23 protein-coding genes and 2 pseudogenes are annotated in these 23,545 nt (G+C 62.2%); 13 read left to right on the plus strand and 12 right to left on the minus strand.

The annotated features are described in order from the left end of the window. Nucleotides 1-135, plus strand: a pseudogene (locus tag ATY76_RS34075) (IS30 family transposase); the annotation flags it as partial. A 277-nt stretch (nt 136-412) separates the two neighbouring features. On the opposite strand, the gene ATY76_RS06685 reads toward ATY76_RS34075, so the two are convergent. Beyond that, nucleotides 413-631, minus strand: coding sequence for a hypothetical protein (locus ATY76_RS06685; RefSeq protein ID WP_088674003.1), 219 nt, complete (start codon nt 629-631; stop codon nt 413-415). A gap of 300 nt (nt 632-931) precedes the next feature. Here ATY76_RS06685 and ATY76_RS06690 point away from each other — a divergent pair, with 300 nt between their 5' ends. Further along, nucleotides 932-4,177 (plus strand): adenylate/guanylate cyclase domain-containing protein, encoded by a 3,246-nt coding sequence (locus tag ATY76_RS06690; protein WP_088674004.1) that lies wholly within the window; start codon nt 932-934, stop codon nt 4,175-4,177. Between the two features lie 73 nt (nt 4,178-4,250). Next, nucleotides 4,251-4,937, plus strand: a complete 687-nt coding sequence (locus tag ATY76_RS06695) for a peroxiredoxin-like family protein (protein ID WP_088674005.1) — start codon at nt 4,251-4,253, stop codon at nt 4,935-4,937. Nucleotides 4,938-4,966: 29 nt separating this feature from the next. Here the strand turns inward: ATY76_RS06695 and ATY76_RS06700 are convergent, their stop codons facing one another. Beyond that, the gene (locus tag ATY76_RS06700) at nt 4,967-6,475 is read right to left on the minus strand and encodes a winged helix-turn-helix domain-containing tetratricopeptide repeat protein (protein WP_088674006.1); all 1,509 of its coding nucleotides are present in this window, start codon (nt 6,473-6,475) and stop codon (nt 4,967-4,969) included. A gap of 137 nt (nt 6,476-6,612) precedes the next feature. On the opposite strand from ATY76_RS06700, the pseudogene ATY76_RS06705 reads away from it, so the two are divergent. The 4 genes and pseudogenes from ATY76_RS06705 to ATY76_RS06720 all read left to right on the plus strand — a co-directional run bounded on the left by ATY76_RS06705 (nt 6,613) and on the right by ATY76_RS06720 (nt 10,107). Beyond that, nucleotides 6,613-7,779: pseudogene (locus tag ATY76_RS06705) on the plus strand (MFS transporter). Between the two features lie 106 nt (nt 7,780-7,885). Further along, the gene (locus tag ATY76_RS06710) at nt 7,886-8,374 is read left to right on the plus strand and encodes a MarR family transcriptional regulator (RefSeq protein ID WP_088674007.1); all 489 of its coding nucleotides are present in this window, start codon (nt 7,886-7,888) and stop codon (nt 8,372-8,374) included. Further along, on the plus strand, nt 8,374-9,054 hold the full coding sequence (locus ATY76_RS06715) for a GNAT family N-acetyltransferase (RefSeq protein ID WP_088674008.1): 681 nt from the start codon (nt 8,374-8,376) through the stop codon (nt 9,052-9,054). The genes ATY76_RS06710 and ATY76_RS06715 overlap by 1 nt, the downstream gene beginning before the upstream one ends. An 84-nt stretch (nt 9,055-9,138) precedes the next feature. Continuing rightward, nucleotides 9,139-10,107 carry a substrate-binding domain-containing protein gene (locus ATY76_RS06720; protein ID WP_088674187.1) on the plus strand — a complete coding sequence of 323 codons (969 nt, stop codon included), beginning with the start codon at nt 9,139-9,141 and terminating at the stop codon, nt 10,105-10,107. A gap of 69 nt (nt 10,108-10,176) precedes the next feature. Here ATY76_RS06720 and ATY76_RS06725 read toward each other — a convergent pair whose 3' ends face one another. From ATY76_RS06725 to ATY76_RS06750, 6 genes are all read right to left on the minus strand, one after another. Further along, nucleotides 10,177-11,442, minus strand: coding sequence for an ABC transporter substrate-binding protein (locus ATY76_RS06725; protein WP_088674009.1), 1,266 nt, complete (start codon nt 11,440-11,442; stop codon nt 10,177-10,179). Between the two features lie 25 nt (nt 11,443-11,467). After that, nucleotides 11,468-12,301, minus strand: a complete 834-nt coding sequence (locus tag ATY76_RS06730; protein ID WP_088674010.1) for a carbohydrate ABC transporter permease — start codon at nt 12,299-12,301, stop codon at nt 11,468-11,470. Next, a complete protein-coding gene (locus ATY76_RS06735) occupies nt 12,298-13,221 on the minus strand; it encodes a sugar ABC transporter permease (RefSeq protein WP_088674011.1) in 924 nt (307 codons plus the stop codon). The genes ATY76_RS06730 and ATY76_RS06735 overlap by 4 nt, the downstream gene beginning before the upstream one ends. Further along, complete coding sequence (locus ATY76_RS06740) at nt 13,214-14,395, minus strand: ABC transporter ATP-binding protein (protein ID WP_088674012.1); 1,182 nt, start codon at nt 14,393-14,395, stop codon at nt 13,214-13,216. Before ATY76_RS06740 ends, ATY76_RS06735 begins: the two co-directional genes overlap by 8 nt. Then, a complete protein-coding gene (locus ATY76_RS06745; protein ID WP_088674013.1) occupies nt 14,392-15,222 on the minus strand; it encodes a metallophosphoesterase in 831 nt (276 codons plus the stop codon). Before ATY76_RS06745 ends, ATY76_RS06740 begins: the two co-directional genes overlap by 4 nt. Before the next feature lie 154 nt (nt 15,223-15,376). Further along, a complete protein-coding gene (locus tag ATY76_RS06750) occupies nt 15,377-15,772 on the minus strand; it encodes a hypothetical protein (RefSeq protein ID WP_088674014.1) in 396 nt (131 codons plus the stop codon). A gap of 196 nt (nt 15,773-15,968) precedes the next feature. Between ATY76_RS06750 and ATY76_RS06755 the strand changes: the two genes are divergently transcribed. The 6 genes from ATY76_RS06755 to ATY76_RS06780 all read left to right on the plus strand — a co-directional run bounded on the left by ATY76_RS06755 (nt 15,969) and on the right by ATY76_RS06780 (nt 20,109). Beyond that, on the plus strand, nt 15,969-16,157 hold the full coding sequence (locus ATY76_RS06755) for a hypothetical protein (protein ID WP_088674015.1): 189 nt from the start codon (nt 15,969-15,971) through the stop codon (nt 16,155-16,157). Between the two features lie 122 nt (nt 16,158-16,279). Further along, nucleotides 16,280-16,582, plus strand: coding sequence for a hypothetical protein (locus ATY76_RS06760; protein ID WP_088674016.1), 303 nt, complete (start codon nt 16,280-16,282; stop codon nt 16,580-16,582). A 41-nt stretch (nt 16,583-16,623) separates the two neighbouring features. After that, entirely contained in the window at nt 16,624-17,130 is a 507-nt protein-coding gene (locus ATY76_RS06765) for a helix-turn-helix domain-containing protein (protein ID WP_088674017.1), read from the plus strand. Between the two features lie 11 nt (nt 17,131-17,141). Then, nucleotides 17,142-18,407 (plus strand): beta-ketoacyl-ACP synthase II, encoded by a 1,266-nt coding sequence (fabF, locus tag ATY76_RS06770; RefSeq protein ID WP_088674018.1) that lies wholly within the window; start codon nt 17,142-17,144, stop codon nt 18,405-18,407. An 81-nt stretch (nt 18,408-18,488) separates the two neighbouring features. After that, on the plus strand, nt 18,489-18,917 hold the full coding sequence (locus ATY76_RS06775) for a DUF4864 domain-containing protein (protein ID WP_088674019.1): 429 nt from the start codon (nt 18,489-18,491) through the stop codon (nt 18,915-18,917). Between the two features lie 106 nt (nt 18,918-19,023). After that, nucleotides 19,024-20,109 (plus strand): acyltransferase, encoded by a 1,086-nt coding sequence (locus tag ATY76_RS06780; protein WP_088674188.1) that lies wholly within the window; start codon nt 19,024-19,026, stop codon nt 20,107-20,109. On the opposite strand, the gene tgt is transcribed toward ATY76_RS06780, so the two are convergent. The 4 genes from tgt to ATY76_RS06800 form a co-directional block, all read right to left on the minus strand. After that, nucleotides 20,106-21,239 (minus strand): tRNA guanosine(34) transglycosylase Tgt, encoded by a 1,134-nt coding sequence (tgt, locus tag ATY76_RS06785; RefSeq protein WP_088674020.1) that lies wholly within the window; start codon nt 21,237-21,239, stop codon nt 20,106-20,108. The genes ATY76_RS06780 and tgt overlap by 4 nt on opposite strands. Then, a complete protein-coding gene (gene queA / locus ATY76_RS06790) occupies nt 21,236-22,339 on the minus strand; it encodes a tRNA preQ1(34) S-adenosylmethionine ribosyltransferase-isomerase QueA (RefSeq protein ID WP_088674021.1) in 1,104 nt (367 codons plus the stop codon). The genes tgt and queA overlap by 4 nt, the downstream gene beginning before the upstream one ends. Nucleotides 22,340-22,411: 72 nt before the next feature. Beyond that, nucleotides 22,412-22,921, minus strand: a complete 510-nt coding sequence (locus ATY76_RS06795; protein ID WP_010029525.1) for a peptidylprolyl isomerase — start codon at nt 22,919-22,921, stop codon at nt 22,412-22,414. A 28-nt stretch (nt 22,922-22,949) separates the two neighbouring features. Further along, nucleotides 22,950-23,522 (minus strand): peptidylprolyl isomerase, encoded by a 573-nt coding sequence (locus ATY76_RS06800; protein ID WP_088674022.1) that lies wholly within the window; start codon nt 23,520-23,522, stop codon nt 22,950-22,952. Nucleotides 23,523-23,545 lie beyond the last annotated feature (23 nt).

Below are 23,545 nucleotides of genomic sequence, written 5' to 3' on the forward strand. Positions count from 1 at the left end.
GAGACGGACCTGACGGCCGTCTCGCAGCAGGACCTGATCCAGCTCGCTCGTCAGCTCAACGATCAGCCTCGCAAGTGCCTCGGCTATCGAACGCCGGCCGAAGTCTTCCTCACACATTTGCAAGACGAGGCCTGATCCCTTACCCTTAAAAACGGCATGATGCGCTTGGGTTGGAGCATGCAAGGATACTGAAAGATCTTGGCTGCCATCTGCTGCAAGGTTACGCCCTGGCGCGGCCAATGACCTCGGAACAATTGATCGAATTTTGCGGGATGAAGGAAAGAGACTTCCAGAGGCAGGCCGATCGCTGAACCACCCTGCTCCGATACACCCTCACTTGCTGATTTTCGATAGCGGAGGCGAAGGGCAGCGCCCTCACCTCACCGCCTCGTCTCCCCAACCCATGGCGCGGTCAGCCTGTTCGCCCGAGTGTCGACAGCGCATCGTGTAGCCTGAGGGTCGCCAAGGCTTTCGTCGCCTCTTCGGGAGGCCACCCAGCCTCCACGGCAGCGGCAAGAAGCGCCGACTCCGTCTGCATTTCCAGCTTTTCGTACAGCGGCTCGAGAGCCTCGCGGGCTGTAACGACGTGTTCATCAGGTGGCGTCACCTGCGTCGCTGCGAACGTAGGCATGAAATCCTCCTCTTCTTAACACCGAAGAGCGACAACGCGGAAAGCATGGACTTGTTCCGCATGCGATTGCTTTTTCTCACAATTGCAGCTGCAGGTAGTTTCCTCGCGCGCGAAGCGGCCGTAACAAGCAAGAGAAGTTGCCTGGATGGAGTGGTAAAGGAGGTATCCAAGCCCCGGCTTCGATCCGCCGCTCGTTTAATGCTTGCGGGCGCGAAGCAGCAGGTTCATGCTGGTCGCCGTTGAGGCCCATTGGTTGCGGCTGAAATAGAGCAACGCATCGGGTTTCGTGAGACGCGTCCGATGGAATGCGCCGGCTGCGGTTTCGATATTCAGAGCGATTTTGCCTTCTGTCCGCGGTGCGGCGCAAGGCAACCGCTCTCCTGTGCCGCCTGCAGCTACCCCTGCCAGCCCGATTTCGCTTTCTGCCCAAGATGCGGCGCTTCGATATCAGGCAAAGTTCAACCTGTATCGAAGCCGAACATTGTCACGATACAGTCCAGTTCGGACGGCGATGCCGACCGGCGGCCGGTGACCGTTCTTTTTGCCGATCTCTGCGGCTTCACGACGCTGAGCGAGCAGATCGATCCCGAGGTCATGCGGGTGCTGCAGAACGAATTGTTCGAAGAGATGACGCAGGCGGTCGAGGCTTATGGCGGCTTCGTCGACAAGTTCGTCGGCGATGCGCTGCTGGCGCTGTTCGGTGCGCCGGTTGCCCATGAGGACGATCCAGTCCGGGCGCTGAGTGCCGCCCTCGATATGATCCGTCGGGCGACCGAAGTCGGCGATCGCTGGCATACGCGTGCCGGCGTGCCGCTGCGTCTGCATATCGGCGTCAACAGCGGCCCTGTCGTGACCGGCGGCTTCGGTGCGGTCAGCACAAAATCCTACTCGGTGACCGGCGACACGGTGAATACCGCACAGCGGCTGCAATCCATGGCCGGCGAAAACGATATCCTCGTCGGGCCGCTGACCTATCGCCTCACCCGCCATGCCTTTGCCTTCGACAGTCTCGGCGCGCAGACGCTGCGCGGCAAAAGCGGAAACGTTCTCGTCCATCGGCTGACAGGGTTGCTGGAAGCGCCGCATAGAGCCCGCGGGCTCGAAAGTTTCGGCCTTCAAGCGCCGATGATCGGACGGGACGCGGAGCTCACGCGGCTGCTCGCGTGCCTCGATCTCGCCTGCGGCGGCGCGGCGCAGCTTGTCCGCCTGATCGGCGAAGCGGGCATCGGTAAATCGCGGCTGGCGAACGAATTCGTGACGATCGCCGGCGATACCGGCCGCTTTGCGGGCCTCGCCATCCGCAAAGCCACCTGCTCCCCCCTCGGCGAACAATCCTATGGTACGCTCGCGGCCGTCGTGCGCAGCGCCTACGGCATCGGCGAGCGGGACGATCCCGACAGGACGCGGCAATTGCTGGCGACCGGCTTTCGTGCGCTCGATCTCACCCAGGAGGACGTCGAGGGACTTTTGCCCCTCTTCCTGCACGTCCTCGGCCTCGGCGATCCCGATGGCACGCTGCGGTACATCGAGCCGGAGCAGTTGCGGCGGCAGATCTTCTATGCTGTTCGCACCGTCTTCGAGCGGCGGCTAGCGCAAGGCCCTTTGCTGCTCGTCATCGAGGATCTGCATTGGGCAGACGCCGCCTCGCTGGAAGTGCTTCGCTTCATGATGGACCGGCTGGAACGCAGCCGGCTGATGCTGCTGGCGATCTACCGGCCGACATCGCAAACCGACCCGCTGAATTCCGATCGCGTCAGCGTCACCGTACAACGTCTCGGCCCGCTCGCAGCGGCCGACGGGCAGAAGCTGCTTACCGCATTTTTCGGCGAAAGCCATAGCAAGCTGCCCGTGGCCATGCGCAGGCGCATCCTTGAGCGCGCCGGCGGCAATCCGCTTTTCATCGAAGAATTCCTTCGAGGACTGATCGACATGGGCACGCTGCGCAATGACGGCCAGCGCTGGCATGTTGCCGCCGAGGACACGGATGTCGATATTCCGGTCAATCTGCACGCCCTGCTGCTGGCCCGCGTCGATCGTCTGCCGCAGGAGATAAGACGGTTGGCTCAGGAGGCGGCGGTCGTCGGCCCCAAGTTCGATACCGCCCTGCTCCGCACCGTCGCAACCGATCCGGCCGCCATCGACGCCGCACTGGATTATCTCTGCGATGCCAACATCGTCGAGGAACTCCGCGGTCCCAGTGCCGGTCAGTCACGGGGCTATCGCTTCAGCCAGACGCTGATGCACGACGTCATCTACCACAATCTCCTGCAGCAGCGGCGCATGGAGCTTCATCGGCGGGTCGGCCAGGTTCTGGAGCGTCAATATGGTGAGGCGCCCGACCGGCCCGAGCATCTGGCGCAGCTCGGCCACCACTTCAGCCTGACCACCGAAAAGGCCAAGGGGGCGGCCTATCTGATGGCGGCCGGCGATCTGGCGCGCAAGGCCTACGCCAATGACGATGCAATGCGCCTCTACCGTCAGGCGCTTGCAGCCTTCGCGGACGAGGCGAAGACGCCCCCGGAGCAATTGGCGCTGCTCGAGCGTCTTGCCGATCTCTGCGGCCCCGCCGGCCTGCGCGAGGCCGCGCTGAACCACTATCAGCGCGCGCTGACGATCCACCGCAGCAAGGACGATCCGATCGCCGCGGCAAGGATATTGCGCAAGATCGGCCGCTTGCACCTCGATGCAGGCCGCCGCGATCAGGCGGAGACGCATTGCGCCGAGGCCGAAGCGATGATCGCAACGATCGATGCGCCGGTCGAGCGTGCACATGTCCTGCAGGAGCGCGGCCATCTGGCCTTCCGCATGGGGGATCAGGCCGCAGCCGCCGAATGGGCGACGCAGGCGCTGCAATGCTTACAAACGTTGCCGATCGACGCAACGACCGAGGCCGGGCGGGAGACCGCGCGGGCAATGGCGGAGGCGCTGAACACCAAGGGCGCTGCCTTTGCGCGGCTTGGACGCCGCCGGGAGGCGGTGCAGGAGGTGGAGCGCAGCCTTTCCGTCGCCGAAAAGGCCGATTTGCAAAGTGCTGCCTGCCGCGCCTACTCCAATCTCGGCGTGCTCTACACGATCGTCGACCCGGCCACCGCCATCAGGATCTGCCGGCGCGGACTGGAGGTTGCCACCCGTATTGGCGATCTCGGCTTCCAGGCGCGCCTTCTCGCCAATCTGGCGGTTTCCTGCTGCACCTTCACCGACCGCTGCGCCGCCGAGGGCGTGCCGGCAGCGGAGAAGGCCGCCGAGATCGACCGGGCGCTCGATCAGCGCGACCATCTCTCCGTACCGCTGATCGTCCTCGGGCAGATTCATCAATGCCACGGGCAGCCGAAGCTAGCTCGTAAGTATTACGAGGAAGCCCTTGAGGTTGCGAAGGAAATTGACGAGCCGCAACTGCTCTTTCCGTGTTATGATGGCTTGGCGACGCTGAGCCTCGAACATGACGATATGGACGAGGCGGAACGGTATTTCACGCTGGCACAGGATGTGTGCATGCGCCACAACCTCGATCCCGGCACACTCGTCGTCTTGCCGTTTCTCGATTGAGCACCCGCGCCGCGAGGTTCGCTCGACATCGATTAGATCAAGCGATTCAGACAGATAAAGGGAGGAACGAACAATGCAGGAGAACCACGCCGATAGACCACTACAGCCTGGAGATCGCGCGCCGAACGTGGTGCTGGATGCGATCACCCGCCAGGGCAAGATCGCCATCGACGATTTCCGCGGCCAGAAGCCGGTCTTCGTCGGCCTGTTCCGCGGATTGCATTGCCCCTTCTGCCGCCGGCAGATCGCCGCCATGGCCGAACTTACCGATGCGTTGCAGGAGAAAGGCATCGACAGCCTGACCGTCGTCAATACGCCTATCGAACGCGCCCGCCTCTATTTCCGCTACCACCCACTTCCCAATCTGCTGGCGGCCTCAGACCCGGAACGGGTATCGCACAGGGCCTTCGGCCTGCCGATGCTTCAGATGACCGAGACCGAGAATGACTGGCCGCGTAAAGTCAGCAGGAGCACGATGATGTCGACGCGCATCGACATGCCCGGCGAGCTTCCAGCACCCATGGACCTGATGGCGGCGGTGGAATACCTCGATAGGGCGGACGGCTATGAATTCACCGAGGATGACAAGCAGATGATCGCCACCGGCGAAGGACAGCTCGTTGGTGAATTCCTGCTTGACCGCGATGGAGTCGTGCGGTGGTCCTTCACCGAAGTCGACGACGGAGGCCGCCACATGTTCGGCGCCCCCGCCCCTCGGGAGGTGATGTCGGCAGCGTCGAACATGGCGGTCTGGCACTGACGACCGTTTGCTGGGCCGCTCTCGGAATTCTATTCCGGAAGACCGGCTTTGCGATAGCCATCGACAAAATGGTCGAGCGTGCGGGCGTCGCGGAATGGCTCCGTCTCAGCCCAATGACGCGTCGAAAATTGCGGATTGGCGACAAGGAACAACTCGGCCTCGGCGCGCGCTTCATCGAGCCGGCCGAGTTGGGCGAGGCTTGCCGCCAGGAAGCGGCGTGAGCTCGTGTGATAGGTCTCTTCGCTGCGAAGCGTTTCGACCGCGGCTTCGTATTGCCCGGCGGCATATTGCGCCTGGCCGAGGGTCAGATAGTACCAGCGTGCCGGAAACGGGTTCAGCCGGAAAGCCTTGCGAATATGCTCAAGCGCCTCCTCGACCCGTCCGGCCAAGACCGTGATGTCGGATAGTGCCGCGAAGGTATCGGCCTCGTTCGGATCAAGGTCGAGCGCCCGGGCGAATTCCGCATCCGCCTCGGCGAAGCTGCGCTCATAGGCAAGCAAGTAGGCCAGAACCCAGCGGCAGCCGGCGTCGTTGGGGTCCATCGCCACCGCCTTGCGTGCCAATTCCAGCGCAAGGCGTCGGATTGCATCCGTCGGTCCGCCGCTATGGACCCATCCCAGCCAGTGGTTCATGGCAAGCCAGCGATAGGCCTCGGCATAATCGGGGTCCAGGGAAATCGCCCGCGTCAGCATCAGATGCGCTTCCTGCGCGGCCTGCGGGGCATCATCCATCAGCTTGCGCGCCCGAACGCAGAGATCGTAGGCTTCGAGGCTTTTCGGCCGTTTGCGCGGCGGCGGTGCGCGCAGCCGGCCGAGCAAGGCCTCGACGATCTTGGCCGTCACCTCGTCTTGAACGGCGAAGATATCGTCCAGGCTGCGATCGAAGCGTTCGGCCCACAGATGATCGCCGCTCACCGCGTCGACCAGCTGGGCGTTGATGCGGACGCGCCCTGCGGCGCGTCTTGCACTGCCTTCCAGCAGGTAGCGCACGCCAAGCTCCCCGGCGATCCCGCGCACATCCATCGCCTTTCCCTTGTAGGCAAAGGCCGAATTGCGGGCGATGACGAAAAGACCCGGCACTCTGGAGAGATCGGTGATCAGGTCCTCCGTCAGCCCGTCCGCGAAAGATCCCTGCTCCGGATCATTGCTGATATTCAGGAAGGGCAGCACGGCGATCGACGGCTTGTCCGGCAGCGGCAGAGTTTTTCGCTTTGCGCCGGCGTGTTGATGTGTGGCGCCCGTAAAGCGGTAGCCGATGCGCGGAACCGTGGTGATCCAGTCGCCGCCGCCGACGGCAGGACCAAGCAGTTTGCGCAGCTGCGCAATCTGGACGGTGAGATTGCCTTCCTCGACCGCCATGCCCGGCCAAGCCGCATCCATCAGCTCCGCTTTGCCGAGAATTTCACCAGGCCGTTCGACAAGCGCCGCGAGCAACTTTATGCCGCGATGGCCGACGGCAACGGGCTCATCGTGCCGAAGAAGCGTCCCCGCATCCGGATCAAGCACGAACGGACCAAAGGCAAAATGCGATCCCTGCATAAAGGGGATCTATAGTCCGTTTGGAAGTTTTTGAGAACTTTTTGGGAGCGCTTAATTACGCCAGCCCCTGTCTCCGGCAAAATCCATACTCCTGCAGGTCGAAGGCTCTGCCCTCCTAGCATCCCGAGGATATCAGCATGACTGCCGCAAGCATGACATCACCGAGAGAGGAACGGATCGCATGGGCTGCCATGGCCGGGATCATCGCCACCGTGACGGTGTTCGCCGTTGCCCAGGGGCTGACCTATCCGTTGCTCAGTTTCATCCTGGAGCGGCAGGGAACGGCATCAAGCCTGATCGGCGTATCGGCAGCGATGACGCCGCTGGGTTTCATCCTGTCCGCACCGTTCATTCCGATGCTTTCGCGGCGCCTGGGCGGCGCGCGGCTGGCGATCGCCTGTTCAATGCTCGCCGCCCTCGCCCTGGTCGCGATTGCCTGCACAAGGGACGCCCTGATCTGGATACCGCTGCGCCTCCTGCTCGGTTTCTTTGCCAATCCACTTTATGTGGTCAGCGAAACCTGGCTGATCTCCATCACACCGGCGCCACGTCGGGGCCGCATCATGGGCCTCTATTCATCGATCGTTTCCGCGGGCTTCGCGCTCGGTCCGCTGTCGCTCCGCCTTGTCGGCACCGAGGGTTGGCCGCCCTTTCTGATCGGCATTGCCGCATTCCTTCTCTGCGGCCTGGTCGTGCTCGCGGTCTCCCGGCGCCTGCCGGATATGCCTTGGGAAGGCGAAGCAGCATCCGTCGGCGGCTTCTTCAGGCAGGCGCCGCTCCTGCTGTTTGCGGTCTTCACTGCCGCCGCCTTCGAGCAGATCCTGCTTTCGCTGTTTGCGGTCTATGGTGCGGCTCTCGGCAGCGCCGAGGGACGCATTGCTTCGCTCATCACCTGTTTCATCGCCGGCAATGCCATGCTGCAGATCCTCCTCGGGCGCATTGCCGAACAATAGGGCTCGACGCGGACCATGCTGGTCTGCGTCCTGGTTTGCCTGAACTGCTGCCTTCTACTGCCGCTCACTTTCGACACATGGCTCGTCTGGCCGCTGATTTTTATTTGGGGCGGCGTTTCTTTCGGGATCTACACACTGTCGTTGATCCAGCTCGGCGAACGCTTCACCGGTCAGATGCTCATCGCCGGCAACGCGGCTTTCGCTTTTGCATGGGGCATCGGCGGCATCGTCGGCTCACCCGCGGCGGGACTGGCGATGCAGGCAATCGGGCATCAAGGCCTGCCCTCCTTCCTCGGCCTGCTCAGCTTTGTGTTGGCGGTTTTGCTGGTGCTTCGGAGACGGCGGCCCTGATCAGGGCATTTGCCGCACCCCACCCTGCTCCTGGCTCCGGCCCTGCAAAGAATTGCCCCTCCATATATAAGCTGTTATATAACAAGCAATCGAATGGAGGATCTGCATGGTCGAGGATGTAGTCCGGGCGCTCGGATTTCTGTGCATGGGCAGCCGGCTGCGGCGGATCGGCGAAAAGCTGCAGGCCGATACGCAGCAGATCATCGACGCAGCCGGTCTCGGCATCCAGGCGGGCCAGTTTCCGTTTCTCGCCGCGATCGACCGCGCCGGGCCGCTGACGATCGGCGAACTTGCGCAGGCGGTGGGCATCACCCAGCCCGGCGCAACCCGTACCACAGGCCAGCTTCTCGAACTCGGCTTCATCGATATGCAACCGGCACCGGATGATCAGCGCCGCAGGCTGGTCTCGCTGACCGAGAAGGGACAGGAACTGGTCGATTATGCCAAGAGATCGGTCTGGCCGCGTGTCACGGCCGCCGTTGCGGATCTCTGCAACAATCTCGATGGCCCGATCCTTGAACAGCTCGCAGCCATCGAGGACCGGCTTGTAGAGGCGCCGCTCAAGCTTCGCGGCGCGGCCAAGGAGGAAGTATGATGGGGCATATTCTCGACCGGCCAATCTGGAGTGCACTGGAAACCGGACATGCCGATCTTGCCGAAGGCAACGGTCACGCGCGGCGGTATCCACCTTCAATCGTCCCCTTCGCCGCCTCCGCCGACGACGCGCCGGAGAGCCTCGAAGCCTTGGAGAACCTACCCTCTCCTGATGAAAGCATGTTTCTCGTCGAGGCCGGGCCGATCGCAATACCGCCGGGCCTTGTGGTCACCACGGAGGCATCGGTCGTCCAGATGGTTGCTGCGCGGCTCCATGAGCGGATTTCGGATTCCCGCATTCAGCCGCTGACGGAGGCCGATGCCGCCGACATGCTGGCCTTGGCGACATTGACCAAACCCGGTCCGTTCACCTTAAGAGCCCAGAGCCTTGGCAGCTTCTGGGGGATCAGAAGCGAAGGCCGTCTCGTGGCGATGGCGGGGCAGCGGATGCGACAGACAGGTTTCATCGAGCTCAGCGGGCTCTGCACCCATCCCGATTTCCAGGGACGCGGCCTCGGCACCTTGCTCTTCCGCTTCGTCGCCGGCGAGATCGCATCAAGCGGCGATACTGCCTACCTGCACGCCTACGCGGCAAACAGATCGGCGATTTCGCTTTACGAAACCCACGACTTCACCGTCCGCTCGCTGATGAATATGCGCGTGGTCAAGCGCCGCCCTTAACCGCGTATCATACGAGCTGTCAGATCACTGTCATCGAAAACACCTAAGGGATTGCGCCTTGCTGCTATCAAGGAGACGTTTTCGATGGCGACATTGGAGCAGGTCGCTTTCAGAGCAGGCTGTTCGCTGGCGACCGCAAGCCGCGTTCTCAACCGCAACGGACCCGCCAGCGATCTGATGGTGCGCAAGGTGCGCCGAGCCGCCGCCGAACTCGGCTATCACGCCGCCGGCCGGCTCGGACGGCGGCCAGTGGTCGGCGTGCTGATCCCGAGCATCACCAACCCGGTCTTTGCCTCGTCGCTGTCAAGCATCCAGAACCGCATGCTGGTGGCCGGCCACGGCGTGCTGATCGCCCAGTCGAACTACGATCCGGCGCGCGAAGCCGATGCCGTTGCGGCACTCCTCAACGACCGGCCAACCGGACTGATCCTCACGGTCTGCGATCCATCGACCAGCAAGGCACTGCTGGCCCGGCTGCCGCCGACCGTGCTCCTCCACAACCTGCCGACAGCGCAGTTTCCGGCGGCCGTCACCGCCGACAATCGCGGCGCAGGGCGTGAGATCACAACTTTCCTGATCGGCATGGGCCATCGCCGTATCCTCTTTCTTTCCGGCAATTTCGCCGCTTCCGACCGTGCGTGCCTTCGCTACAAGGGTTATCTCGAGGCCATGGCGGAAAGCGGGCTGCAACCGCTCGATGCCGTGCAGATCCCGTTCGTCGGCGGTTATGACCAACTCGATCTCAGTGCTGTGATGACCTCGCTTTCGCCGACGGCGATTATCGCCTCCAACGATTTGCTGGCGCTCGGCGTCATCGGCGCATTGAAACGCGAGGGGCTTTCAGTGCCCGGGGATGTTTCGGTCGCCGGCTTCGACGGCATCGCCATCGGCCGGCTGATCGATCCGCCGCTGACGACGATCGAAATGCCGGATGCCAGCATGGGTGCGACGGCCGCTTCGCTGCTCCTCGACATGGCGGAGAATGCCGCCCCTGCCCGCCATCTCGATGTCGCCTATACGCTGCGCCGCGGCGGCACGGTGCGCGCCATCTGAAAAGCCTTGAAAAGAAAAGACCGCCACGCGCTCGGCATGGCGGTCATGCCCTCGTCCGGACGAGGATTATCAGCTGCGCGGCAGCATGCCTTCGACATCGGCGGCCGCGTCGTCGAGCGCCTCCTTCGGTTCCGCCGACTGATCGACGATACGCGAGAGATTGTCGACGATGGTCTGGGTAACCTTGACGCCGTTGGAGCCGGGGAAGGCATACCAGGGGATCATGACCGGCATCTGGCTGAGGCCAGCCTGGAACAGCGGGTTCTGCTTGTAGAAATCGCCGAGATATTCGGGCGACTTGGAGGCAAGCTCGTTGTTCGGCACATAGCCGGTGCCGGGCACGACGACGGAAGCGCCGTAAGGGCCGGCCGCGAACTTGGCGAACTTCCAGGCGGCGTCCTGCTTGGCGGCATCATGCGTCAGGATGACGACGGCGTTGCCGCCGGTGGGAAGACGGCCGTTCACCGGATCGATCAGCGGGATCTTGGCGGTGCGCAGATCGAACTTGTTGCCGACATTCTTGATCGTGTTGCGCAGCGCACCCGTCGTCTGGAAGTCGAAACCGACCTTGCCGGCTGCGAAGGCCTGTTCGCCGGCGGGCTTGGTGAAGACCGGCATGCCGCCTTCGGTGACGAGGCGATGCAGGACCTCGACGGCCTTCTGACCTTCCGGACCGTTGAAGGCAACCTTGCTTTCGTCGTCGCTCAGCATTTTGCCGCCGGCGCCGAAGAGCAACGCGGAAAACATCCAGTCGTCGCCCTGCCAGCGGAAATCGATGCCGTCGACGCCATTGCCGAGTGCCTGGATCTTGCCGCCGAGCGCGATGACCTCATCCCAGGTCTTCGGCGGATTGTCGGGATCGCCGCCGGCCGCCTTCACGAGATCGGCGTTGTAATACATGATCGGATTGGACGTCGCGAAAGCGAGGCCGACCTGCTTGCCCTTGACCTGGGCGAGCTTGAGGATCGTGTCGGAGAAGCCCTGCTCGGCCATGTTGCCGTCTTTCTTGACGAGCGGGCCGAGGTCGACGGCGACATCGCGTTCGTCGAGCATGCGCAGGCGGTTCAGGCCGATGAAGGTGATGTCGGGCGTTTCGCTGGTGCCGGCCTGGCGAAGGATCGTCTGGATGCCTTCCTCATAGGTCGCCGAGGGGCTGGCGAACTGGATCTTGATGTCGGGATTTTCCGCCATGAACTTCTTCGAGATCGTGTCCATCACGTCTTTGAAGAAACCCGGCATCGGGTAATGAACCGTCAGCGTCGTCTCGGCATGCGCGGGAAGCGCGATTGCCATCGAGACGGCCGCTGCGGCGAGAAGCTGGGTGATATGTTTCATCGCTCGTTCTCCTGGTTGAAGCCGGTCAGCCTTTGAGACCGGTCATGGTGATGCCCTCGACGAAACGCTTCTGCGCAAGCAGGAAGGCGGCAACGAGGGGAAGGGTAATGATGAGGGTCGCGGCCATCAGCGCGCCGTAATCATCGCCGGCCTCGGCGGCGCGGAAATACATCAGCCCGAGCGGCGGCGTGGCATAGTCCTGCTTGCTGATGACGATCAGCGGCCAGTAGAGATCGTTCCAATGGGCGACGACCGAGAAGATGGCGAAGGCGGTGACGGCAGGCCAGGCATTCGGCACGATGACCCGGGCGACGATGCTGAGCTCCGACATGCCGTCGAGACGGGCGGCATGGATGAGATCGTCCGGCATGGCGCGGAAGAACTGCAGGAACATGAAGATCGCGAAGACCGAAATGGTAAAGGGCGCCACGAGGGCGACGTAGCCGTTGAGCAGCGAGGCGCGGTCGAAAGCGACGTAGAGCGGCAGCGCGGTCGCATGGATCGGCACGAGAAGGCCGAGCATGACAAGCACCATCATGGCGCGGGCGGCGGCGAAGCGCAGTTTCGCCATGGCATAGGCGCAAGGGATCGCCACCAGAACCTGAAAGAAGAAGATCAGCCCGCAAACGACGACGCCGTTCCACAGAAGCCGCGCCATCGGCACCCGGCTCAGGGCCTTGGCGACATTTTCCGCATAGGTGAAATGGGCGGGGATCAGCGACAGCGAGGAGGTGAAGATATCGCTCTGTGCCTTGCCCGCCGCCGAAATCATGAAGACGTAGGGCGAAAGGAAGATGATTGCGCCCAGCGAAAGCAGCGTCACGCGGATGATCCTGCCAAGGGAAAAAGCGCTCGTCATGTGTAATGCACTCGGCGATCGAGAATGCGGTATTGCAGGGACATCAGCACCACGAGGATCAACAGGAAGACCACGGTCATCGCCGAGGCGTAGCCGACGCGCAGGTAGACGAAGCCCTCCTGGTAGATCGTGAACAGCAGCACTTCCGACGCCTTGTTCGGGCCGCCCTCCGTCAGCGTCTTGACCGTCTCGAAGACCTTCACCGCATTGGTGATGCTGATGGTGATGACGAAGAGCGTCGTCGGTCCGAGCATTGGCCAGGTCACCAGCAGGAAGCGGTCGAGAGAGGATCTGGCGCCGTCGACTTCGGCTGCGGCGTAAAGCTCGCGCGGGATCGCCGTCAGCCCGGCCAGGAACAGCACCATGTTGAATCCGGCCGATTGCCAGATGCCGATGATCGACAGGCTGTAGAGCACCGTGCCGGAGCTGCCCAGCCAGTTCGGCCCAGGCAGGCCCGCCAATGCCAGAAGCGCATTGATCGGCCCGATAGTGGGGTGGAACATATATTGCCAGACGGTCGCCATGGCGACGATCAGCGAGGCGACCGGCAGGAAGTAGGCGGTGCGGAAGAAGCTGCGCGCCGCCGTCTCGCTCTCGATCAGCATGGCGACGCCGAGGCCCAGAAGGATCGAGACCGGTGCAACGATCGCGGTATACATCGTCGTATTCCACAGCGACTTGCGGAACGTGCGGTCGGTGATCAGATGGGCATAATTCTCGAAACCGACGAAGCGGAACTTGCCGTAGCCGAGTTCGAAATCGGTAAAACCGAGGAAGATGACAGCCGCGACCGGCAAAAGCACGAAGAGGAAGAGCAGGACGAGTGCCGGCAGCACCAGCATCCAGGCGATGCGGGCTTCGCTGCGCCGATGCGCGATGGCGGGATTGGCCGACAGGCCGACGGAAACGACACTAGCCATGCGCCCTCTCCCGCCTGATATCGCCTGCGGCGAGACCGCTGCCGCCTTCCGCGCGAGCGGCAAGCCGATTGCCATCCTCGGCGAAAGCCATTGTCCGGCCTGCCGAAAGCCGCAGCCCAATGGGATCGCCGGCTGCGAGGCCGGCGGCTTCGGGCGGCTGAACCTTGGCGACCACGGTCTCGCCGATCGCGTCGAGGCGGCAATAGAGGATGACCTCCGAGCCCAGGAACTCGACACGCTCGATCCGGGCTGCAAGGCCGCCTTGGCCGGTTCTCTCGATGGATACGAACTCCGGGCGAATGGCGAGCATGACCGGCATCTTGGCTGTGGTCGGATTTTCAAGGGTCAGGCGCAGGTCGCCAAAGGCAACCATCCCGCCCTGCGCTTCGACGGGCAGCAGGTTGATGCGCGGTTGACCGATGAAGCGGGCGACCTCGATATGGGCGGGATCGTCGTAGATGACTTCAGGGCTGGCGATCTGCAGCAGCCGCCCGCCCATCATCACGGCGACGCGATCGGCCATCGACAGCGCTTCGGCCTGGTCATGGGTGACATAGAGCGTCGGCACGCCGGCGCGGCGATGCAATTCGACGATTTCTCCGCGGGCATGGACACGCAGATTCGCGTCGAGGTTGGACAGCGGTTCGTCCATCAGGAAGATGCTCGGCCGGCGGACCATGGCGCGGGCGAGCGCCACGCGCTGACGCTGGCCGCCCGACATCTGGCCGGGCTTGCGGTCGAGAAGGTGATCGATTTTCAGCGATTTCGCCATTTCCTTGACGTCGCGAGTGATCGCCGCACGAATGGCCCGCTGGCCTGGCAGCAGCGATCCGATGAAAGGCAGCCGCTGCATGGTCGACAGCCGGCGCATCGCCAGCGGCACGGCGATATTCTGCGAAGCCGTCAGATGCGGATAGAGCGCGTAGGATTGAAAAACCATGGCGATGTTGCGGTCGGAGGCCGCCACGCCGGACATGTCTTTCCCGCCGATCAGGATCTCGCCGCTATCGGCATGGTCGAGGCCGGCAAGGACGCGCAGCAGCGTGCTCTTGCCGCAGCCGGAAGGCCCGACCAGAGCGATGAACTCGCCCGCCCCGACATCGAGACTGACGCCATTGAGGATCTGGTTGCCGCCGAATGCCTTGGTGATGCCGCGAAGCGAGAGCGCGCTCATTCGACCGGCTCCCGCTGCTTGACCGCCTGGGGATAGACCTCATGCACGACATCGTCGAGCACATGCGCGGTCATGCCGGGAACAGCGACGATCGTGCTTTCGACCGACGTACCGAACTCATGGACGACAGCACCGATCAGCCGGTCGCCCGGCATTTCCCTCTCCATCTTGTCGATGACGAAGGCAGCGGACGGACCCCATGTCAGCTCCGTATTGCCGAAGCGCCCCTGCCAGGCCCAGTGAAGGTGGCCGCTGCCGAAAAGCGCGACGTCATGGGCCGCGATCAGATCATAGAGCCGCCGGCGCTGGGCGGGACGAACGCTCCAATATCCGGTATCGCCTTCATCCGGAGCGTCGACGAACAGGGGTTTGTGCGCAAAAAGCGCCACGCGCCGCCCTGCTCTTTGTGAGAGCGCCTTGTCCAGCCACGCGAACTGGGCCGCTTCTTCGTCATCCTCGTGGCCCATGAGCAGCGAGTTCAACCCGATGAAGCGCCAGCCGGCCGCATCCTCCAGCCAGCGGTCGTCTCCGGCAAGGCTGCGCCAGCGCGCGAGCCGCTCGGCATTGACAGGTTGACCGGAGTCTTGGAAGTGGCCGACATCGTGATTGCCGGGGACGATCAGCATCGGGATCGACACCTGACGCATCAGGTCCATCGAGAAAGTAATATCTTCGTCCTTGTTGGCGCCGTCGACGGTGAGATCACCGGTATGAACGATCAGGTCCGCGCCGGTCGTCTCGATCCAGGTCAGGAGCGGCGCCCAGTTGCCGTTGAAATGCGGCTTGTTCGGGCTGAAATGGGTGTCGGTGATCTGGATGATTTTCATGGGGCACGCCTCCGAGACCTTGGAAGCGCTGCATGCACGCCTCCTTCTCGGGCCCTCTCTAGAAGGCTCCCATGTCAATCAGGTACTGACAGTTTTCAGCTGTTTTTCAGTTTCGACATCAAACTGTCATACGGGTTAACCTGCCATCCGTTCGTCAGCGCCGTGGGGCATTGGCGGGGATGGATGAAACCGTTGCCGAAACAGGGTCGCTCGCTGGAAATGTATCCTCCAGCCCCTCCTCGAGTTCGTCTTCCAGCGTTTCCTTATCTCCGCTCGAACGTGCGCTGGGCTGGCCGATCAGACCCTGGCTGCCCTCGTCGAAGTTGCCGTTGCTCAAGGCATCATAGCGGTTGACGCTGCCGTCGGCGCCTGGACCCGTAAAGGCCGTCAGCTGAACCATCATGACCTTGGCGTGATCCACCGCTGTTTTCTCATCGAGTTCGCCATTGGAGTTGTCGATCCTGACGGAAATCGATTCTCCTCCCTCGCCCAGAAATTCGACGGCAAAGAAGGCGCCGGCCTGTGTTACTCGGGTGTCGATCAATTGCATGGAAACCTCCTGTGCTCACCGACATCAACGGTGAGGACGGTTCGGAGTTCCACCGGAGCCTCTTGCCGCCGTGGCGGCGATCGCGCCGAAATGCCTCTTCGATGGCGCTTATGGTTAATTTATTAATAATTCAGGATTTATAAATGGAACCCAGCAGCCTGTCCGACTGTTGATGATGCGCCGCGGAGGAAGTCCGATGTTCCTGAAAATCCTTGCCTCGAAGATCGACGCCGATAGCCATGACACCGGCACCTATGCCGATGGAATTTTTGCCGAAAACCGGATCGATCTTTCCATCCGCCGCGAGGGCCGTCGCCGGTCGCCGCATGAACGCGACTACGGCGCCGACAGGAAACTGGAAAACCTGCCGCTCGGCTTCGCGTGAGGCAGATGACAAGCCGATCGCGGGCTGCCTGACCAAGCCCGTCTTGCGCGCTCTCTTGCCGGCATGAAGTTCCAGGCCACATTCTCCCGTCGACACTGCCTCGTGCCGCTTAGGAGAAACCCTTGCCCTGGATCGCCTATATCGCCCATTTCATTGCCGCCGCGTTTTTGACCAACGGCGTTCCGCATTTCGTCAACGGCGTCTGCGGCCGGTCTTTCCGGTTTCCCTTCGCGCCGCCGGCAAAGACCGCGTCGCCAACGGCAAATGTCATCTGGGGTTGGGCGAACTTCTTCATCGCCTTCCTGCTCTTTGCCAATATCGGACCACTTTATATCGGAACGCCAGGCGACACCGTCTTCGTTGCGGCCGGCATGCTCGTCACCGGAATCCTGCTCGCCCGGATCTTTGAGGCCGGTGCGCGATAGTTACTTGCATGATGATAGTCACTGCTATAGTGACTATCATCATGCAACGGACGAGCTTCAGTCACTTCAAATGCCCGGCGGCGCGTGCGCTCGAGAGCGTCGGCGACTGGTGGAGCATTCTGATTCTGCGTGACGCTTTCCAGGGCCTGTCGCGCTTCGACGAATTTCAGAAGAGCCTCGGCGTGGCGCCGAATATCCTGACGCGCCGGTTGAAACATTTGACCGATGAAGGGCTGTTCGAACGGCGCCTCTACCATCAGCGCCCTGCCCGCTATGAATATGTGCTGACTGCAAAGGGCCGCGATTTCTTCCCCGTGCTCATGGCGCTGTTTTCCTGGGGAAGCCGGCACATTCCGGAGGAGGATCTCGCCTTTCTGCTTGGCGACGCCGCTTCCGGGAAGACACGCGAAACCGTGCTGATCGATGCCAGAACCGGCGAAGAAGTGACACCCGAAAATACCAGCCTGCTGGTTGGTCCCGCCGCCGACGACGAAGTGCGTGAGCGGATCGCCCGCATGCGCGCCTGGTATCTCGGCATCGACGCATAGAGGAGAATCAAATGGATCGCATTGTTGTCACCGGCATGGGACTTGTCTCGCCACTCGGCACCGGCGTCGGGCCCGCCTGGAAGCGCCTTATTGAAGGCGCCTCGGGTCTGAGGCTGCTGGCGGAGGATGTCGTCGGCGAGCTTTCGGCCAAGGTCGGCGGTGTCGTTCCCGGTATTGCCGAAGATGCGCAGGCCGGTTTCGATCCGGACCGATACATCACGCCCAAGGACCAGAAAAAGATGGACCGCTTCATCCAGTTCGCCATGGCGGCAACGGAGGAAGCGGTAAAGCAGGCCGGCTGGATGCCCACCGACCAAAGCGCGCGCGAGCGCACGGCGACGATCATCGCCTCCGGCGTCGGCGGCTTTCCCGCCATTGCCGAGGCGGTGCGCATCGGCGAGACGCGCGGCGTGCGGCGGCTGTCGCCCTTCACCGTACCCTCCTTCCTCGTCAACCTTGCCGCCGGCCAGGTCAGCATCCGCTACGGCTTCAAGGGGCCGCTCGGCGCACCGGTGACGGCTTGCGCGGCAAGCGTCCAGGCGATCGGCGATGCGGCGCGGCTGATCCGCTCCGGTGAAGCCGACGTGGCGATCTGCGGCGGGGCCGAGGCCTGCATCGACAAGGTGAGCCTCGGCGGCTTTGCCGCTGCACGCGCCCTTTCCACCGGCTTCAACGAGACCCCGGAGCTTGCGTCGCGGCCCTTCGACACGGCGCGCGACGGTTTCGTGATGGGCGAAGGCGCCGGCATCCTGGTCATCGAAACGCTGGAGCATGCGCTTGCCCGCGGCGCGACACCGATCGCCGAACTCGTCGGCTACGGCACGGCGGCGGATGCCTATCACATGACATCAGGCCCCGAAGACGGCGACGGCGCCCGACGCGCCATGGAGGCAGCACTCAGGCAGGCAAAGGTCGCCGCTTCCGAGGTCAAGCACCTGAACGCGCATGCGACCTCGACACCGGTCGGTGACAGGGGTGAGATCGCGGCAATCGGCACGGTTTTCGGCCGCAACGGCGGCATTGCCGTCAGCGCGACGAAGTCGGCGACCGGCCATCTGCTCGGGGCTGCCGGCGGGCTGGAGGCGATCTTCACCATTCTGGCGCTGCGCGATCAGATCGCGCCGCCGACCCGCAATCTGGAAGAGGCCGATCCCGACGCCGACGGCATCGATATCGTCGGCAAGACAGCGCGGCCACTCACCATGGACTATGCCATCACCAACGGTTTCGGCTTCGGCGGAGTAAACGCCAGCGCCCTCTTCCGGCGCTGGTCGTAAAGTCCGCTTTTCTTGCGCGGAAATTGGCCTACACTTCTGCTCCATCAGGGATCATTCCCCGATGGAGCCGGAGATCAATCCATGCGCGCCTTTTTCGCAGTTTTCATTCTGTGTGCCGCGTCCATCCTCTCCTCTGTATCGGCCCACGCCGAAGATCCGATCGATACGACGCGGACGATGATCGAGGAGCAGATCAAGGCCTTCCTCAAGGACGATGCCGAAACCGCCTATTCCTTCGCCGCCCCAGGCATCAAGGCGATGTATCCGGACAAGAACCTGTTCTTCGCCATGGTGAAGAAGAGCTACGAGCCGGTCTATCATCCCGGCAACTACGCCTTCGGCCGTAGCCGCTCCATCGACAACGGCGCACTGATCTATCACGAAGTGCTGATTTCAGGCCGCGACGGAAAAGACTGGACCGCGATCTACCAGATCACCCGCCAGCCGGACGGCAGCTATCGGATCAACGGCGTGCAGATCATACCGGATGCGGACAGTAAGGGTATTTGATCCCCGCTTCCCCCTTTGAGGAAAGCCGGACAACCACACAGATTCCTTGCACTAACAATTTTGAAATCCTCCCAGAGTAGAAAAGCGCTAGCGGAGGACTATTGTGGTGAACACCGGCAAGCAATTTTTCACAGCTCTTGAGGCGTTGCGCGGAGTTGCGGCCATTATGATCATCTTCCGGCATACGGAGGGCGCACTTGGCCCGATACAGCCGAATATCAGTTACCTTGCCGTCGACCTTTTCTTTCTTTTAAGCGGTGTCGTTCTTGCAAATTCGTATGAGAAGCGACTGACAATGGGGAATATCTCGCCTGCAGGATTTCTGTTGCAACGTATCATACGACTTTATCCTCTTTATCTTCTTTCGCTTCCGATTGGCCTTGTGAGCTATGCAGTTCAGATCGGGTTGGACTATCCCACCTTGGCGGGACTTCTCCTGAAGGGGATCCTATTCATTCCAAGCTCGAGTTTCGGGAGTCTTTTTCCTTTCAATGGACCTAGCTGGTCGCTCTTCTTCGAGCTCTGGGTCGGCGTACTGTTCTCCGTTCTTCTGATACGACTGTCACTGAGAAGTTTGCTCACCATCTCGCTGGCGGCGGCTGGCGCGGCCATGTATGGAACATTGTCGGCAGGAAATCTCGACATCGGTTTCCAGCCAGCCTACTTCATCTTTGGCTTTTCAAGAGTTCTGTTCTCATTCTCGCTCGGGATCTGCCTTTACAGGCTATATGAGCTGCGGAAACCGAATACTGCTGATAACGGCAACATCATCGGCCTTCTTCTCTGTGGTTGCCTGATCCTCATCACAAACATACCAGCCACCACGTTCTTTGGTTTCCCGTATTTTGATTTTTTAATATGCCTCGTAGTCTTCCCGGCAATCGTCTGGATCGCGATGCGCACGACACAGACCGGCCTCGTCGAACTAATGTTTCGGTGGCTGGGGAGGCTTTCCTATCCGATTTATATCCTGCACGGGCCGATCTTCAGCCTGCTTCAGACCCTGCGACAAAAGGGCTACGATCTTCCTGCTTCTCCGGCAGCCGGCATGGTTGTCGTTATCGCGATTTTCGTTGTGGCCGCCATCGCCGCCGTTCGCTTCGATGAGCCGATACGCAAAAAGATCAAAATGATTCTTTCACAGAATCCGGCGTCTACGGCGCCCACGACCGGCAACGCAGGCGGCGCTTAGACCGGCTCGAGATCGCCCCTCGCCCATTCCTCCATCGTCTCCACCATGAAATCGGCGAAGCGGCCCTCGTCGATCGCCTTGCGGATGCCCTGCATCAGTTCCTGGTAATAGGCGAGATTGTGCCAGGAGAGCAGCATGCCGCCGAGCGCTTCGTTGGAGCGGACGAGATGGTGCAGATAGGCGCGTGAATAATCGCGCGAGGCCGGGCAGTTCGACTGCTCGTCGAGCGGGCGCATATCCTCCGCGTGGCGCGCATTGCGGATATTGACCTTGCCGCGGCGGGTAAAGGCCAGGCCATGGCGGCCGGAACGGGTCGGCATGACGCAATCGAACATGTCGATGCCGCGGGCGACCGATTTCAGGATATCGTCGGGCGTGCCGACGCCCATGAGGTAACGCGGCTTTTCCAGAGGCAGGACGGGAAGCGTTTCCTTGAGCATGCTCAGCATCACCTCCTGCGGTTCGCCGACCGCAAGACCGCCGACGGCGTAGCCCTTGAGATCGAGCTTGGTGAGCTCCTCGGCGGAGCGGACGCGCAGTGCCGGGATATCGCCGCCCTGGACGATGCCGAACATCGCCTTCCCAGGCTGCTCGCCGAAGGCGACCCGGCAGCGTTCGGCCCAGCGCAGCGACATTTCCATGGCGCGCTCGATCTCCTTCGGCTCGGCCGGCAGCGCCACGCATTCGTCGAGCTGCATCTGGATATCGGAGCCGAGCAGCCCCTGGATTTCGATGGAACGCTCCGGCGACATATGATGCAGGCTGCCGTCGACATGCGATTTGAAGGTGACGCCCTGCTCGTCGAGCTTGCGCAGGCCGGAGAGCGACATGACCTGGAAGCCGCCGGAATCCGTCAGGATCGGATGCTCCCAGCGGATGAGCTTGTGCAGACCGCCGAGGCGGGCGACGCGTTCGGCGGTCGGGCGCAGCATCAAGTGATAGGTATTGCCGAGGATGATGTCCGCGCCGGTCTGGCGCACCTGGTCGAGATACATGGCCTTGACCGTGCCGACGGTGCCGACCGGCATGAATGCCGGCGTGCGGATTACGCCGCGCGGCATGGAAACCTCGCCGAGACGCGCACCGCCATCGGTCTTTTTCAGGGTGAACTGGAAGTTCTCAGTCGTCATCGGTCTTTCCGGAAAAGAAGGCTCGCATCGCCGTAGGAATAGAAGCGGTAGCCTGTCGAAATGGCGTGTTCATAGGCCGCGTGCATGGTCTCGAAACCGGCGAAGGCCGAAACCAACATGAAGAGCGTCGAGCGAGGCAGGTGAAAATTGGTCATTAGGATATCGACCGCCTTGAAGCGGTAGCCGGGCGTAATGAAGATGCCGGTGGCGCCGGCCCAGGCTTTGATTTCGCCGCTCTCTCCCGCGGCACTCTCGATTAACCGCAGCGAAGTCGTACCAACGCAGATGATACGCCCGCCCCTCGCCTTTACGGCGTTCAGCCGTGCGGCGGCCTCGGCGCTGACATAGCCGCTTTCGAGATGCATCTTGTGATCGTCGGTATCGTCGGCCTTCACGGGCAGGAAGGTGCCGGCACCGACATGCAGCGTGACGAAATGGCGTTCGATGCCGGCCTTATCCAGCGCTGCAAATAGATCGGGCGTGAAATGCAGGCCGGCGGTGGGGGCGGCGACGGCGCCCTCCTCGCGGGCATAGATCGTCTGGTAGTCGGCGCGGTCGCGCTCGTCCTCGGGGCGCTTGGCGGCGATATAGGGCGGCAGCGGGATATGGCCGACGGCGGCGATCGCCTCGTCGAGCGCCGGACCTGTGAGATCGAAGGCGAGCGTCACTTCGCCCGCCTCGCCCTTTTCCTCGACGGTGGCATCGAGCGAACCGAGGAAGCAGCTTTCACCGGAATGGCCGAAGGCGATGCGGTCGCCCTCCTTGATGCGTTTGCCTGGCTTGGCAAAGGCCTTCCAGCGACTGGGGCCGATGCGCATGTGCAGCGTCGCCGACACCTGCTGGCCGCCGGCGCTGTCGCGATGGCGGATTCCTTCGAGCTGGGCGGGAATGACCTTGGTATCGTTGAACACGAGCGCGTCACCGGCGCGCAGAAACGACGGCAGATCGTAAACATGATGATCCGAGAGCGTGCTTTCCGCATCGGGCACGCTTTCAGCATGGGGATTGACGACGAGCAGGCGCGCGCTATCGCGCGGCTCGGCGGGCCGTAGCGCGATGCGTTCATCCGGCAGGTCGAAATCGAAAAGGTCTACGCGCATAAGGGCACTTCCGGGCAAAGCGAAACCCGCCCCGCGCTCTCGCGCAAGGGCGGGTTTCAGCAGAAATCACAATCAGACGTCGGCGGCAACCCGCATCGAGACGATCGAATCCGGATCGGAAACCGGCTCGCCGCGCTTGATCTTGTCGACGTTGTCCATGCCTTCGATGACCTGGCCCCAGACGGAATATTGCTTGTTCAGCCACGGGGCGTCGGTGAAGCAGATGAAGAACTGCGAGTTGGCCGAATTCGGGTTCTGCGAACGCGCCATCGAGCAGGTGCCGCGAACATGCGAGGTCGCGGAAAATTCAGCCTTCAAGTCCGGCTTGGAGGAGCCGCCCATGCCGGCCCGGCCGGGATTGAAGGTTTCCGAACCCTTCTTGCCATATTCGACATCGCCCGTCTGGGCCATGAAATCCTGGATGACGCGGTGGAAGACGACGCCATCATAGGCCTTCTCGCGGGCGAGTTCCTTGATGCGGGCGACATGCTCCGGGGCGACCTGCGGCAGAAGCTGAATGACAACCTTGCCCTTGGTGGTTTCCAGAATGATGGTGTTTTCGGGATCCTTGATCTCGGCCATTGTCTTCTCCTCTTGTTTCTCTCGTAACTTACTTCTTGCCCAGGGTGACCTTGACCATCCTGTCGGGATTCTTGACTTCGCCGTTCTGGCCTTCGCCGCGCTTGATCTTGTCGACGTTCTCCATGCCGGAGACGACCTTGCCGACGACGGTATACTGACCGTTGAGGAAGGAACCGTCGGCGAACATGATGAAGAACTGCGAATTGGCGGAATTCGGATCCTGCGAGCGGGCCATCCCGACCGTGCCGCGCACGAAGGGCGTCTTCGAAAATTCGGCGGGAATGTCGGGCAGGTCGGACGAGCCGGTGCCAGCGAGGCTCGCGTCGAAGCCCTTTTCCATGTTGCCGTATTTGACGTCGCCGGTCTGGGCCATGAAGCCGTCGATGACGCGGTGGAAGGCGACGTTGTCATATTCGCCCTTCTTAGCCAGCGCCTCGATCTGCGCGACATGCTTCGGCGCCACATCGGGCATCAACTGGATGACGACGGGGCCGTTCTTCAGCTGGATGGTCAGATAATGATCGGCCGACTGGGCCAGCGCATCCCCCGCGAAGGAGGCGAGATAGAGCACGCCGGCAAATGCGAGATAAAAGAGTTTCATGTGAGCTCCGTTGCGGCGTTATC

This window comes from Rhizobium sp. R339 (assembly GCF_002211395.1).
Taxonomy (GTDB): Bacteria; Pseudomonadota; Alphaproteobacteria; order Rhizobiales; family Rhizobiaceae; genus Rhizobium.